The 14,536-nt window shown below is 52.5% G+C and carries 14 protein-coding genes; 6 read left to right on the top strand and 8 right to left on the bottom strand.

What is annotated here, in order from left to right:
- Positions 1 to 13 precede the first annotated feature (13 nt).
- A complete protein-coding gene (locus WH277_RS12285) occupies positions 14 to 220 on the bottom strand; it encodes a YbfA family protein (protein ID WP_133845539.1) in 207 nt (68 codons plus the stop codon).
- Positions 221 to 512: 292 nt separating this feature from the next.
- On the opposite strand from WH277_RS12285, the gene kdpE reads away from it, so the two are divergent.
- Positions 513 to 1,196, top strand: coding sequence for a two-component system response regulator KdpE (kdpE, locus tag WH277_RS12280; RefSeq protein WP_339505734.1), 684 nt, complete (start codon positions 513 to 515; stop codon positions 1,194 to 1,196).
- 45 nt (positions 1,197 to 1,241) lie between these two features.
- On the opposite strand, the gene pgm is transcribed toward kdpE, so the two are convergent.
- Together pgm and seqA are read right to left on the bottom strand one after the other, a co-directional pair.
- On the bottom strand, positions 1,242 to 2,882 hold the full coding sequence (gene pgm, locus WH277_RS12275; RefSeq protein WP_133845542.1) for a phosphoglucomutase (alpha-D-glucose-1,6-bisphosphate-dependent): 1,641 nt from the start codon (positions 2,880 to 2,882) through the stop codon (positions 1,242 to 1,244).
- Between the two features lie 24 nt (positions 2,883 to 2,906).
- Positions 2,907 to 3,452: a replication initiation negative regulator SeqA gene (seqA, locus tag WH277_RS12270; protein ID WP_133845544.1), complete on the bottom strand. Its 546-nt coding sequence runs from the start codon at positions 3,450 to 3,452 to the stop codon at positions 2,907 to 2,909.
- Between the two features lie 261 nt (positions 3,453 to 3,713).
- On the opposite strand from seqA, the gene ybfF reads away from it, so the two are divergent.
- The 4 genes from ybfF (at position 3,714) to fur (ending at position 6,385) form a co-directional block, all read left to right on the top strand.
- Positions 3,714 to 4,478, top strand: a complete 765-nt coding sequence (gene ybfF, locus WH277_RS12265; RefSeq protein WP_133845546.1) for an esterase — start codon at positions 3,714 to 3,716, stop codon at positions 4,476 to 4,478.
- A gap of 112 nt (positions 4,479 to 4,590) precedes the next feature.
- Positions 4,591 to 4,872 (top strand): LexA regulated protein, encoded by a 282-nt coding sequence (gene ybfE, locus WH277_RS12260; protein ID WP_133845548.1) that lies wholly within the window; start codon positions 4,591 to 4,593, stop codon positions 4,870 to 4,872.
- Between the two features lie 141 nt (positions 4,873 to 5,013).
- Positions 5,014 to 5,544, top strand: a complete 531-nt coding sequence (gene fldA, locus WH277_RS12255) for a flavodoxin FldA (RefSeq protein ID WP_133845550.1) — start codon at positions 5,014 to 5,016, stop codon at positions 5,542 to 5,544.
- Between the two features lie 397 nt (positions 5,545 to 5,941).
- On the top strand, positions 5,942 to 6,385 hold the full coding sequence (gene fur, locus WH277_RS12250) for a ferric iron uptake transcriptional regulator (protein WP_062748415.1): 444 nt from the start codon (positions 5,942 to 5,944) through the stop codon (positions 6,383 to 6,385).
- 104 nt (positions 6,386 to 6,489) lie between these two features.
- On the opposite strand, the gene mtr is transcribed toward fur, so the two are convergent.
- The 3 genes from mtr to WH277_RS12235 all read right to left on the bottom strand — a co-directional run bounded on the left by mtr (position 6,490) and on the right by WH277_RS12235 (position 9,589).
- On the bottom strand, positions 6,490 to 7,737 hold the full coding sequence (gene mtr / locus WH277_RS12245; protein ID WP_339505733.1) for a tryptophan permease: 1,248 nt from the start codon (positions 7,735 to 7,737) through the stop codon (positions 6,490 to 6,492).
- 116 nt (positions 7,738 to 7,853) lie between these two features.
- The gene (locus tag WH277_RS12240; RefSeq protein ID WP_159337435.1) at positions 7,854 to 8,243 is read right to left on the bottom strand and encodes a hypothetical protein; all 390 of its coding nucleotides are present in this window, start codon (positions 8,241 to 8,243) and stop codon (positions 7,854 to 7,856) included.
- Complete coding sequence (locus WH277_RS12235) at positions 8,231 to 9,589, bottom strand: MFS transporter (RefSeq protein WP_339505732.1); 1,359 nt, start codon at positions 9,587 to 9,589, stop codon at positions 8,231 to 8,233. Before WH277_RS12235 ends, WH277_RS12240 begins: the two co-directional genes overlap by 13 nt.
- A 92-nt stretch (positions 9,590 to 9,681) precedes the next feature.
- Between WH277_RS12235 and WH277_RS12230 the strand changes: the two genes are divergently transcribed.
- Entirely contained in the window at positions 9,682 to 10,560 is an 879-nt protein-coding gene (locus WH277_RS12230; protein WP_339505731.1) for a LysR family transcriptional regulator, read from the top strand.
- A gap of 53 nt (positions 10,561 to 10,613) precedes the next feature.
- Here WH277_RS12230 and glnS read toward each other — a convergent pair whose 3' ends face one another.
- Positions 10,614 to 12,281: a glutamine--tRNA ligase gene (gene glnS, locus WH277_RS12225; RefSeq protein WP_133845560.1), complete on the bottom strand. Its 1,668-nt coding sequence runs from the start codon at positions 12,279 to 12,281 to the stop codon at positions 10,614 to 10,616.
- Positions 12,282 to 12,438: 157 nt separating this feature from the next.
- On the bottom strand, positions 12,439 to 14,385 hold the full coding sequence (nagE, locus tag WH277_RS12220; protein ID WP_339506346.1) for a PTS N-acetyl glucosamine transporter subunit IIABC: 1,947 nt from the start codon (positions 14,383 to 14,385) through the stop codon (positions 12,439 to 12,441).
- Positions 14,386 to 14,536 lie beyond the last annotated feature (151 nt).

Raw genomic sequence — 14,536 nt, 5'->3', positions numbered from 1 at the left:
AATGCGAGGTCAGTTAATAGAAATCACACCCGGCAGCTTCTGCCTGTGCCAGCCAGACGGGCTGATCGCTGGTTTTCACCCAGACGCGATGCAGGTAACTGTAAAAGCGGGCACGATCGGCGCGAAACAGCATAAATGGCAGCGCAGCGATGCCGATAACCAGCACCGCAGTGCGACGCATGAAAATCCGAGCAGATGAATAGTTATGATAAAGACTCATACGTCCTCCTGAGATGATTAAAAGGGTTGTGTGTAATCTGAACAAAATATACGCCTTCAGATGTAATTTTACTACTGATCCGACCACTTTTGTCGAAATAAAAACCACCAACCGCCTAAAAAATGAAAGAAGGTTACATATTCGTTAAATATTAACCTTAGAATGTGAAAAATATATCCTTTCTTTAACATCAGGGGTGAGCGCAACAATCACAGACGCCCTTCGTTCTTTTTGCTAAATTAGCCCTGTTATCATTTTTCCCGTCGTCGCGCCGCTTAGCTACTGAGGTTCTGTGTCCACAATTCTGATTGTTGAAGATGAAAAAGAGATCCGCCGTTTCCTGCGCATGGCGCTGGAAGGGGAAGGTTTTCGCGTGGTTGATGCCGAAACCCTGAGCCGGGGTTTAATCGAAGCCGCCACGCGCAAACCGGAACTGGTGATACTTGACCTCGGTCTGCCAGATGGTGATGGGACAGAATTTATTCGTGATATGCGCCAGTGGAGCAATATCCCGGTGATTGTGCTCTCGGCACGCAGTGATGAGCAGGATAAAATCACCGCGCTGGATGCTGGCGCTGACGACTTCCTGACGAAACCCTTTGGTGTCGGTGAGCTGATGGCAAGAGTGCGTGTCGCCTTACGTCATCGCCCACAGCAGGGTAACGACAGCGTGGATGCGCCAATTAGTATTGGTAGCGTCACGGTGGATATTGCCGCCCGCCGGGTGATGCGCGACGGTGCGGACCTGCACCTGACGCCGATTGAATTTCGTCTGCTGGTCAGCCTGATTAACCACCCGGGTAAGGTGATGACTCAGCGACAGCTGCTGACTCAAGTCTGGGGGCCGAATGCGGTTGAGCACAGCCACTATCTGCGTATTTATATGGGGCATCTGCGTCACAAAATTGAACGCGACCCCGCCAGACCCCAACATCTGCTGACCGAAACCGGTGTGGGCTATCGCTTTATGCCATAAAAAAAGGGCTCACTGCGTGAGCCCTTCTCTTCACTGCCTGATATCTCAGGCGTTTTTCAGTACCGCACTCACAATCTCTACCGCTTCTTTCTCAATCTTCTCGCGGTGTTCAGCACCCAGGAAGCTTTCGCAATAGATTTTATAAGCATCTTCCGTACCGGATGGACGCGCAGCGAACCAGCCGTTTTTGGTCATCACTTTCAAGCCGCCGATAGAGGCACCGTTACCCGGTGCTGCCGTCAGACGTGCCGTGATAGGATCACCCGCCAGCGTGTCAGCACTGACCATTTCCGGGGACAGTTTTGACAACGCAGCTTTCTGCGCGGAAGTGGCCGGAGCCTGGATACGGTTGTAGCTTGGTGCGCCAAAGCGCTGTGCCAGTTCGTCGTAGTGCTGCTGCGGGTTCTTACCCGTTACCGCAGTAATCTCTGCAGCCAACAGACACATGATGATGCCGTCTTTATCGGTTGACCAAGGCGTGCCGTCGAAGCGCAGGAACGAAGCACCCGCACTCTCTTCGCCACCAAAACCGAAACTGCCATCGAACAGACCATCAACAAACCATTTGAAGCCAACCGGCACTTCTACCAGCTTGCGGCCCAGATCGTCGACTACGCGGTCAATCATCGCGCTGGACACCAGCGTTTTACCCACCGCGACATCTTTGCCCCACTGTGGACGATGCTGGAACAGATACTGAATCGCTACTGCCAGATAGTGGTTTGGATTCATCAGTCCCGCAGGCGTGACGATACCGTGACGGTCATAATCAGGATCGTTGGCAAAGGCCAGGTCGAACTTGTCACGCAACGCCAGCAAACCCGCCATCGCCGACTCAGACGAGCAGTCCATGCGGATCACACCATCGTGGTCAAGGTGCATAAAGCGGAAAGTCTGATCGACAGCATCGTTAACGATGGTCAAATCAAGATTGTAGAACTCCGCAATACGCTGCCAGTAGGCAATCCCTGAACCGCCCAGCGGATCAACGCCAATCTTCAGACCGGCTTTCTGGATCGCCGGAATATCAACGATCTGAGCCAGACCTTCAATATAAGGCTGGATCAGATCTTTTTCCGTCAAGTGACCGCTGGCCCAGGCCTGATCCAGCGTTATGCGTTTCACTTCTTTCAGGCTGTCTTTGATCAGAGCGTTAGCGCGATCTTCCACCACTTTCGTGACGTTCGTATCGGCCGGGCCACCGTTTGGTGGATTGTATTTAATACCGCCATCTTCAGGTGGATTGTGTGAAGGCGTGATGACGATACCATCAGCCTGAGCACCACCGGTTTTGTTGTGTTCAAGGATCGCATTGGAGATCGCAGGGGTCGGCGTATAGCCGTTATCCTGCTGAACGATCACATCAACACCGTTAGCGGTAAGCACTTCCAATACCGAGATGATGGCCGGTTCAGACAACGCGTGCGTATCTTTACCCACAAAACAAGGACCGGTTACACCGTTCTTTTTGCGTTCTTCCGCAATCGCCTGCGCGATGGCCAGAATGTGCGTCTCGTTGAAGCTATGACGGCCCGCGCTACCGCGATGGCCGGAAGTGCCAAATTTCACCGCATGCTCTGCGTTACCCAGTTCAGGCTGCAGGACATAATATTGAGATGTTAATTGTGCAACGTTAATCAAATCGCTCTGCTGGGCGGGTTGCCCGGCACGGGGGTGATTGGCCATTGGCGCTTCTCCCTGACGCTTCAGTTAGAGGGTACCGCAAACTTTCTCTGTCAGCTCCACCGGGAACTGCATCGACAACATAATGTGTTCCACCATGCTGCGCTTACGGTCAGTATTTGTGTTGGTGATCACCCAATACGGTGTGCCCGGAACGTGCTGCGGCTTGGTATGGGTGCCATTCTCTACCAACGTTTGCTGGTTGCCCGCGAAGTAAACACGCGTACGACCTTGCAGAGACTCAGTCGCTGCGCCAAACGTTTTGGCATCCAGACTGTATAAAGTCGATAGAATCAGCATAAAGCGATTCACTGCACGCTTCTGCTCCGCGTACTCATCCGAAAGCAACAGCTCACGTACCGCACGAACACGATCCTGCGGTCGGGATTCAGATTTAATACCTGCAGCGGCAGGTTCTTTGGCTGCCGCTGCAGCATTCGCCGCCACAGGAGCAGTTTGACCCGCAGTGAACTTCAGCATACGGCGCAAAATATCGGATGCGCTTTCACCAATATGCTGAGTGTGGCTGGCAATATAACGGTATAGCTCTTCGTCGACTTCTATCGTTTTCATCTTTATCCAGTACGGTTGTTGCTAGTATCAGAACCGGTTGTTCGGGGACAACAATCCACGCAACCATCATGACGTTGAGCCGATCCAGTTCTAACATCAGGATTATAAAGTTAAATCCCGCCAGGGTGTAGCGCCAGACCCGTTTCAGGGCAAAAGTCGGAATATGCCGCAAAAAGATCATACCCGCCATTCGCGCCAGCGGCAGAAATTGTGGGATCCATGATACCCTAAGCCTTGGTGCCAACTGTAAGAACTTTCTCTATGAATTTGAATTTTCGCCTGCAATCTGAACAATCCGCCACTGACGGGCTTCCACTGGTATTGATCCACGGTTTATTTGGTAGCCTGGATAACCTCGGCGTACTGGCCCGGGGATTAAAAGACGATCGCCGTTTGATTCAACTCGATGTCCGCAACCACGGTTTGTCTCCGCGTGCGCAAAAGATGGATTATGCGTTAATGGCTCAGGATGTCCTGGACACGCTTGACGCGATGCAGGTCGATCGTTTCAGCGTGATCGGTCACTCGATGGGGGGGAAGATCGCCATGGCGATTACCGCACTGGCGCCCGATCGTGTTGAGGAGATCGTAGTGATTGATATCGCTCCTGTGGCCTACACCACGCGTCATCATGACGATATTTTTGCCGCACTGAATGCGGTGACTGAGGCCGGTATCACCACGCGCAGCGAAGCTACTGCCCTGATGCGTCAAAGTATCAGTGAAGAAGGCGTTATCCAGTTTTTACTCAAGTCGTTCCACGAGGGTGTTTGGCGTTTCAACGTTCCGGCGCTGCTGGCATGTTATGAAAACATCATTGGCTGGGAGCCATTGGCCCCCTGGTCACATCCTGTGCTGTTCATTCGTGGGGAGCGTTCTCCCTATTTGGCCGATGCATATCGCGATGCACTGTTAACCCAGTTCCCGCAGGCGCGTGCCCATGTCATCACCGGCGCAGGGCATTGGGTACATGCTGAGAAACCCGATGCGGTATTACGTGCAATCCGACGTTTTTTAGCGCTGTGAAAACCATTTTCGCTGGGGTATGATGGCGCGCTAAAATTTTGCCGCTGCTGATTATCAGACGGCATAACGGCCCTATTCATCAGCAATCCAGCCTTTCAGTATTACGATTCCTATGGCAAAAGAGAACACGGACCGCACAACGATCGATCTGTTTGCAGATGAACGACGTCCGGGACGACCCAAGACTAATCCGCTGACGCGTGATGAGCAGTTGCGTATCAACAAACGCAATCAGCTCAAGCGCGATAAAGTGCGCGGCCTGAAGCGTGTCGAACTGAAAATGAACAGCGACGCGGTTGATGTCCTGAATCAGCTAGCTTTCGAGCGCAATATCAGCCGCAGTGAACTGATCGAAGAAATGCTGCTGGAACAGTTGCAACGTCATCCGTCCTGATGGTATCAGGGCCTTAGCACTCAGCGACAAAACCGGCAGCATTACTCATTTATCCGCTCACGACGGTCTGTTATCATTAGCGATATCTGCGAAAAAATCAGCAGTCACCATATCATTAAGATTCAAGAGGTTATTAAACTCATGGCACTCGTCGGCATTTTCTTTGGTAGCGATACAGGCAATACCGAAAACATTGCAAAAATGATCCAGAAGCAACTGGGGAAAGATGTTGCAGAAGTTCGTGATATTGCTAAAAGCAGCAAAGAAGACCTTGAAGCCTTTGATATTCTGCTGCTTGGCATCCCAACCTGGTACTACGGTGAAGCCCAGTGCGACTGGGATGACTTCTTCCCAACGCTGGAAGAAATCGACTTCAACGGTAAACTGGTTGCGCTGTTTGGTTGCGGCGATCAGGAAGACTATTCCGAGTATTTCTGCGATGCAATGGGCACCATCCGCGACATCATTGAGCCGAACGGCGCAGTGATTGTCGGCCACTGGCCGAGCGAAGGTTACCATTTCGAGGCCTCGAAAGGCATGGCAGATGATAACCATTTCCTTGGCCTGGCCATTGATGAAGATCGCCAGCCAGAGCTCACCAACGAACGCGTTGAAAAGTGGGTAAAACAAATTTTTGATGAACTTCAGCTAAAAGATATCATCGAAGCATAACCATAGCCGCTTGATGTGGGAGCTATCTCACATCAAGTAAGTGGTTTTTCCTATAGAAGTAATAGATACATGTTTGTAACTTTCATCTGCAAAACTGTACAATAACCCCATCGGTTACCCGCTTACTCAGCACCTGCCCCACTCTTTGAGGATGTGAGTCGCCCAAAGAGCGGTGAAGATGATGCAGATTGAAATGTTAACCCAGCCTAATTCGGGCGCGTGCTACCCTGGATGTAATGACACTTATCCTTACATCCATTGCGGTTTCAGGCACCCCTTATGGTTTTCATTTCGGAGTATCAGTTCTATACTGAGACGCACTCATCTTTTAGCGTCGACCGATGTTCAGGGCTTTTCAGCCACTAAGTGACTAGCAAAGTAACAGGACAATATCCGCATGACTGACAATAACACCGCATTAAAGAAGGCCGGCCTGAAAGTCACGCTTCCCCGACTGAAAATTCTGGAAGTGCTTCAGGAACCAGAGGGCCATCATGTCAGTGCGGAAGACTTGTACAAACGCCTGATTGATATGGGCGAAGAAATTGGTCTGGCCACCGTTTACCGCGTGCTGAACCAATTTGATGATGCGGGGATCGTTACCCGCCATAACTTTGAAGGCGGTAAATCCGTTTTCGAACTGACTCAGCAGCACCATCACGATCACCTGATCTGCCTGGACTGCGGTAAAGTTATTGAGTTCAGAGACGAATACATTGAGGAACGTCAGCGTGAAATCGCCACGCGTCACGGTATCAAACTGAGCAACCATAGCCTGTATCTTTATGGCCATTGTTCTCTGGGTGACTGTCGTGAAGACGAGACTCTGCACGACAAATAATCTGCACTGTTCAGTGTAAAAACCGGTGGCTTGCCACCGGTTTTTTTATGCCTGCGTTATAGCGATTCCTCCCGGCTAAAACGCTGCCAATCTGTCTCAAAAGGTTATCGCGTATAGAGCGGCAGCCAGCCACCATATGAAAGCAACGAGACCACGGCATTCAATGCACCAAACAGCAGAACCAGCACAATCGGTGCCATCCCCCCCCTGACTCGCCACGTGGAAATGGCAAAACGCCGACGTGACTGCCAGGCCAGTAGCGCTGGCGTGACAACAGCCCACAACGTCGCGGCCAGCCCGGCATAACCGATTGCCAGCAGAAAACCGTTGGGCCAGATCATCGCGGCCGTTAGCGGCAGAATAAACGTCAGCAGCGTGGTTTTTAATCTTCCGGACGCGGAGTTATCCAGTTTAAAGAGATCGGCAAGGTAATCAAAAAAGCCAAGACTGACACCGAGGAATGAACAGGCAACGGCGAAGTTAGAGAAGATATCCAGTAACAGATTCAGAGAGCGATTGTGCAGTACGCCGGATAACGCCCCCACCAGTACGTCAATATTACCGCCTTGCGCGGCAATCGCTTTAAATTCGCTGCGGGGAATATTGCCCATCGTGCCGATGATCCAGATAAAGTAAATCATCAGAGCCAGCAGCGTGCCGTAAATCAGGCAACGGCTCACGCGGCCTGCATTCTTATGGTAGTAAGTCGTCAACCCGGCAATGTTGCCATGGTAGCCGAAGGAGGCCAGACAAAACGGCACCACTATCCAGAGATATCGCAGATAATCGCGATCGGCTCCCTGGCTGTCGAGCAGAATAGCCGGCTGAACATGCCACAGCAGGCCGCCAAAAATCATCAGAAAGGTGAGGATCTTCGCGCCGAGAAAAATCAGCGTCATCCGGCTGACAACCGCTGTTCCCAGCCAGATAAACAGCGCCACCAGTAGCGTAAAGAGCAGCCCAGCCATACGTGCCGATATTCCGACATTTAATTGATTGAGGCTGTGCTGAATAATCGCGCCACTGGCAGAAATGTACGCATAGGTGAGGATCCCCAGCACAAAGACCACGGACAAACCGTTGATCAGGTTCCAGCCACGCCCAAGTAAATCGCGTGTGACCGTATCAAAACTCGCCCCGATGGGATAATGCAGGCTGGCTTCCAGATACAGTAATCCGGACAGCAGCATACAGAACCAGGTCACGATCAGCAGCGCGGAGGACCAGGCAAACCAGGCACCGGACATCACTACCGGCAGCGAGAACATCCCGGCACCAATAATGGTGCCACTGATAATCAACGCCCCCCAGAGTGTTGACGGCAGACGAACAGCAGAAGCAGGTGTAGCCATGAAATCCCTTAGCGAATGCAATAAATAACATGCCATAAACCGGGATAATCCACTGGCTAAACGGCAAGAATGCCGCATAGTCTACACAGAATCACACTCACGAACTAGTACAGTAATTAACTGACCACCATTGTTTCCTGCAAATAGCGCCAGCGAGGTGGCGTACAACCACAATCAATCACCGCCAGTGAAATACGGTGGGTATGATTATCACCCTGCTGTTGTAGCTCGTGATACTGGATCGCTACTTCCTGGCCAAACTGAGAGATCACTTTGCAGTGTTCAATCGTGATAGCAACACCCTGCCGTTCGCCGACCAGACGAGTGAACAGCGCAGTCACCTCCTCCATCGACAGACTTTTTCCGCTGGGCGCGACCATGATAAAATCGGGTTCAAAATGTCGCAACAGCTCAGGGACAAAGCTCCCATCTCCGTGAAACACTTTCTCAATAAGCTGATGCAGTACAATGATACTTTCACAGGCTTTTTCGGTTAACGCTGACATACAACATCCTTATGACGGGCGTGGCGATAAATCATCCACAAGGGGAACAGGCCGGTAACTGCGGCAACAACAAAGACCTGATGATAAGACTGAGCAGCAGAATAGTGGCGGCTCATCAACGTAAACAGCAGTGTAAACAATGCGGCGCCGAGGCTGAATGAAAGCTGACGATTAATATTCCATATCACACTGGCCCGCGTCATCTGCTCATCGTGAAAATCAGTCAGAGCACTGGTTTGTGCCGTATTGGCACTGATTCCACCGCCAATCCCCATCAGCAGATAAGCCGCATTCAATAGCATCACCTGTTCGGGACTCTGTACCAGCGCCAGCAGCACGATGCCGCCTGCATGTAAGACCAACCCACAGCTGAACAGGGTCAGTGCGCCCAGACAATGGTAAAGACGACCACATACCAGCATCGCCACCAGTGCCCCACCACCGTACAGCAGCATAAATGCTCCACAGCGTTCGGCAGAAAAATGCAGGCACTGTTGCAGATAAAAAATGTTGAGCAGGTTCACACCGGTGAAGATGCCCGGCACGGCGTAGTAAATGACCACCGCCAGCTTTAGCCGGGGATTACGCAACAGGTTCAAATCAATCACCGCCTGGGGTTGACGATGGTAATGGCGCAAATAGCCGATAGCCAGGCCCAACGCGGCCAGCAGCCATAACGATGCAGAAATAAGAGACCCCGCCTCCGCAAGCTGCGACAATCCAAGCAGAACGGCAGCCAGTGCCAGGCACACCAGCAGAATGCCACGGATATCAGGCCGGACTGCCACCCGCGTTTCACGCTGCACCCATAGCGCGGCCAGCGCAGCGGCCATCAGGCTGAACGGAATATTGCACCAGAAAATCCAGCGCCATGAGAGGCTGTCGACAATCATGCCGCCCAGCAGCGGCGACAGTGCTGGCGCAATCAATGCCACGCTCATAATCAGGGTCGATATGGTTGCCCGTTCCTTGCCCTTAAACAGATTAAATGTCAGAGCCTGCCCCACCGGGATGAGCAACCCTCCCGCCATACCCTGTACAAAACGCCACATTACCAACGTGATAAACGTATCTGCCAGACCGCAGCCCAGTGCCGCCAGGCTGAACAGCAACATCGAGGCCACCAGCACCCGGCGAGCACCATAACGCCCGGCAAGCCAGCTGCTGATTGGGATAATCACCGTCAAGCCGAGTATATAGCTGTTGGCCACCCAGCCGAGCGAACCGCTGGCTATACGCAGTTCTCCCGCCATCTCCGGCAGCGCAATCGCCGACATAAAAATATTAATACAATCAATAAAGAAGCCGAGCAGGAAAATTACTGCTATGCGGTAGCGATAGCTCATAGTCATACCTCCGGGCGCAGCATAGCGGCGATTGACCACGGAGATCGACTGGCATACAGTGAAAAGATTGTTCGATATAAGTAAACAATCCCATGCATGCTCAACTGGATAAAATTCACACTTTTTTTGCGGTCGTGGAAAGCGGCAGTTTTACCCGCGCCGCCGATAATCTCGGCTTAAGTAAGGCGATGGTCAGCCTGCATATTAAGACACTGGAACAGGTACTCGGCGTCGCCCTGCTGACGCGCAATACCCGTAACCTGGCGCTGACAGAGAGCGGAAGCCAGCTCTACCAGGATTTTAAGGGGATCTTCTGCGATATCGACCTTGCCGTAAGTCGCATCACCGATGACAGCCAGCCGCTATCGGGGGAACTGCGTATCACCTCCACCTGGGAGTATGGCCAGCAGTTCCTGATGCCACCCGTAGCCCGTTTTTGCCAGCGTCACCCCGGGCTCACCCTGAGCTATAACGTCGGTGCCTCGCTTGATGACCTGGTGAGCAACAAACTGGATGTGGCTATCCGCCTCGGCACACTGCGCGACTCCTCGCTAAAGAGTCGCAAATTGGGGGAATACCGTATTGTGCTGGTGGCGTCGCCGCTGCTGATGGCGCGCTATTCGCTGCAACAGCTCAGTGAGGTGGGCACCCTGCCATGGATACACAACAGTAATCTCTCCCATCCCGGCCGCTGGCATTTCCAGCGCGGGCAGGATCGTTGTGAAGTGAAAAGCGAAGCACGTTACAGCGCCAATTCTGCGCAGATTATGCGCCAGATGGCACTGGCCGGAATGGGCGTGGCGGTGCTGCCTGAATGGCTGGTGACAGACGATCTGGCCAGCGGAGAATTACAGCTTCTGTTCAATGACTGGCAGCTACCGGTACAGCCCGTCAGCGCTGTCTTTGCCACCCGCAGCGCTCTGCCGCGTAAAACGCGGATGTTTATTGATTATCTGTGTGCCGAATTATAAGTAGCAGACGAAAAAAAGGCCGCATCGGCGGCCTTTTATCAGCAAATAGCGGTTTACTCGCCCACTTTTGCCCAGGTATCACGCAGGCCAACGGTGCGGTTAAACACCAGATTGCTGGCACTGGAATACACGCTATCGGCACAGAAATAACCTTCGCGCTCAAACTGATACGGCGCAGAGGCTTCCGCCTGCTGCATACCCGGCTCAACAAAGCCCTGGCGGATCACTAAAGAATCCGGGTTGATGCTGGCGAGGAAGTCTTCTGCCGCTGCCGGGTTCGGCACGCTGAACAGGCGATCATAAAGACGGAACTCCGCTGGCAGCGCATGAACAGCCGATACCCAGTGGATCACGCCCTTCACTTTACGGCCGTCAGCCGGATCTTTGCTCAGAGTATCCACATCGCAGGTACAGAACAGGCAGGTGATGTTGCCTTCGTCATCTTTCGCCACACGCTCGGCTTTGATCACGTAAGCGTTACGCAGGCGGACTTCTTTGCCCAGCACCAGACGTTTGTACTGCTTGTTCGCTTCTTCTCGGAAATCAGCGCGATCGATATAGATCTCACGGCTGAACGGCACTTCACGTGTTCCCATTTCGGGCTTGTTCGGATGATTCGGCATGCTAATCATCTCGTCATGATGCGCAGGCAGGTTTTCAATCACCACTTTAACCGGATCCATCACCGCCATCGCGCGCGGTGCATTTTCGTTCAGGTCGTCACGAATACAGGATTCCAGCGCAGCCATCTCAACGATATTATCCTGTTTTGTCACGCCGATACGGCGGCAAAACTCACGGATAGACTCAGCGCTGTAACCACGGCGACGCAGACCAGAAACAGTCAGCATGCGAGGATCGTCCCAGCCTTCCACCACATTCTCAGACACCAGCTGGCTCAATTTACGCTTAGACATAATGGCGTATTCGAGATTCAGACGGGAGAACTCATACTGACGCGGGTGAACGGGAATAGTGATGTTATCCAGCACCCAGTCGTACAGACGACGGTTGTCCTGGAACTCCAGCGTACACAGGGAGTGGGTAATGCCTTCCAGCGCATCCGAGATGCAGTGGGTAAAGTCGTACATCGGATAGATGCACCAGGCGTTACCGGTCTGATGATGTTCAGCAAATTTAATACGGTAAATCACCGGATCGCGCAGCACGATAAAGTTGGAAGCCATATCGATTTTAGCGCGCAGGCAGGCGGTGCCTTCGGCAAAGCCACCGGCACGCATTTTGGCAAACAGCGCCAGGTTCTCTTCCACACTGCGATCGCGGTAGGGACTGTTTTTACCCGCTGACGTCAGGCTGCCACGGTATTCACGGATCTGCTCAGGCGACAGTTCGTCAACATAAGCCAGCCCTTTGGTGATCAGTTCAACAGCATAGTTATGCAGCTGTTCAAAATAATCAGATGAGTAGCGTACTTCACCGCTCCACGTGAAACCCAGCCATTGCACATCGCGCTTGATCGACTCAACAAACTCCAGATCTTCTTTCACCGGGTTGGTGTCATCGAAGCGCAGGTTGCACTGCCCCTGATAATCTTGTGCGATGCCAAAGTTCAGGCAGATCGATTTCGCATGACCAATATGCAGATAGCCATTCGGCTCAGGCGGGAAGCGGGTATGCACTGAGCTGTGCTTGCCGTTCGCCAGATCTTCGTCGATGATCTGACGAATAAAGTTAGTTGGGCGGGCTTCAGCCTCACTCATCTCAATTTCCTCAATAGTGCATGGCTTAAATTAGCTATGAAATAACGGAGTATGATCCACAAAGCAGAGAGGGGAAACAACCGTTTGTTGCGGGAATCACATAAAAAAAGGGCGGGAATCGCTTCCCGCCCTGTCACAGTCGCATCAGTCGACGGTGTTAGCCATTAATTTCAACGATTCGGGTCTCACCCGCTACCACGGTTTCACCGGCCAGCAGCGTTAATCCCGCGAAATCATCAATGTTGCTGATCACCACCGGACTGATCATCGAACGGGCATTCGCATTCAGGAAGACAAGGTCCATTTCCAGTACTGGCTGACCCGCCACTACCGTTGAGCCTTCTTCAGCCAGACGCGTAAACCCTTTACCTTCCAGTGCAACCGTATCCAGCCCCATGTGCACTACAATTTCAACGCCGTTTTCGGTTTCAAGACAGAATGCATGGTTAGTATTAAAGATTTTCACCAGCGTACCGGAAGCCGGAGCAACAACGGTGCTACCGGTTGGCAAGATGGCCAGGCCGTCGCCCACGGCTTTGCTGGCGAAGGCTTCATCAGGCACCTGGTCAATGGCAACAACCTTACCGCTAACCGGTGCAACCAGTGTACCGATCACCCCTTTAGCCGCATTGGGTATTGCCTGCGGAGCGGCGACTGGCGCAACAGGTTTCGAGCTCGTCGCTGCGGCAGCAACCGGGCCTTTGGCAATCTGCTTTTTCATCTCTTCGGCGATGGATTCTGCTTTCGCACCCACAATCACCTGAATGGTCTGCTTATTCAGTTTCACCACCCCGGAAGCCCCCAGGCGTTTACACTGTGCATCATTCACCAGCGATGCATCTTTAACGGACAGACGCAGGCGAGTGATGCAGGCATCAATAACATTAAGGTTATCCGAGCCACCAATCGCACCAATATACTGGCGGGACAGGTCTGCCAGGCCCTCTTCGGTATTGCTGTTCGCTTCATCTTTTACCAGCAGGTCGCCTTCATCTTCGCGGCCTGGCGTTTTCAGATTGAGCATACGGATCACTGCGCTGAACAGAACGAAGTAGACTACAAAGGCCACCAGCCCCATCACCAGCAGCAACCACACATTCTGGCTGGCCGCAGGCAATTTATACATCAATACATAGTCGATGGCGCCCGCAGAGAAAGAGAACCCGGCATGAATGCCCAGCGTTGTCGCCACAAACAGACTGATGCCCGTCAGCAAGGCGTGGATCAGATACAGCATCGGCGCCAGGAACATAAACAGGAATTCCAGCGGCTCGGTCACACCCGTCAGGAATGCGGTCACCGCAACAGAAAGCAGCATACCACCAACCATTGGACGGCGCGCTTTCGGCGCAGCCAGATACATCGCCAGTGCAGCACCCGGCAGACCAAACATCATGATCGGGAAGAACCCGGACATGAACATCCCCGCCGTGCCGTCACCCGCATAGAAGCGGTTGATATCACCGTGGACCACAGCACCGGCCGCATTGGTGAACTCACCAATCTGGAACCAGGCAATAGTGTTCAGCACCTGATGCAAACCGGTTGGGATCAGCAGACGGTTAACGAAACCGAAGATACCCGCACCGAAAGCCCCCTCAGAGACAATCCACTCACCGCCGGAATGAATTGCCGCCTGAACCGGAGGCCAGACATAACCAAACACCGCCGCCAGCACCAGACAGAAAAAGCCCGTCGCGATAGGTACGAAGCGTTTACCGCCAAAGAAGCTCAGGAAGTCAGGCAGTTTGATGTCAGCCCAGCGGTTGTAGGTCATACCGGCTATCAGGCCCGTAATAATCCCCGCCAGCACACCCATATTGACCGTTGGGTTGATGGTCACCATCGCTTTGGTCAGAATAAAGTAACCCACAGCACCAGCCAGCGCGGCAGCACCGGCGTTGTCTTTAGACCAGGTCGACGCCACACCGATAGCAAAAATCAGTGCGAGGTTGTCAAAAATCGCCCCGCCGCCCTGTGCAATAAACGGCATATTGAGTAAATCAGGCTGGCCGAAGCGCAGCATCAGTGCAGCAACAGGCAGCACGGCTATTGGCAGCTGTAACGACCGCCCTAATCTTTGAAAGAATCCTAAAATATTCACCATTTCCCCCTATGAGACCCGTTAAGGCGGCAAAAACCGTCTGTTTTTTTTCACGGTTTTTTTTGTCAGCCCGACACTACACACCACGAAACGAAGTGTAAAAAAAAATTAATTCGCTTCGCAAATTAAACCGTCATATATGTGATTAAAA

It is taken from the genome of Erwinia sp. MYb416 (genome assembly GCF_037479575.1).
In the GTDB taxonomy this organism is placed as follows: Bacteria; Pseudomonadota; Gammaproteobacteria; order Enterobacterales; family Enterobacteriaceae; genus Erwinia; species Erwinia rhapontici.
This window is presented reverse-complemented; position numbering and strand designations above follow the sequence as displayed.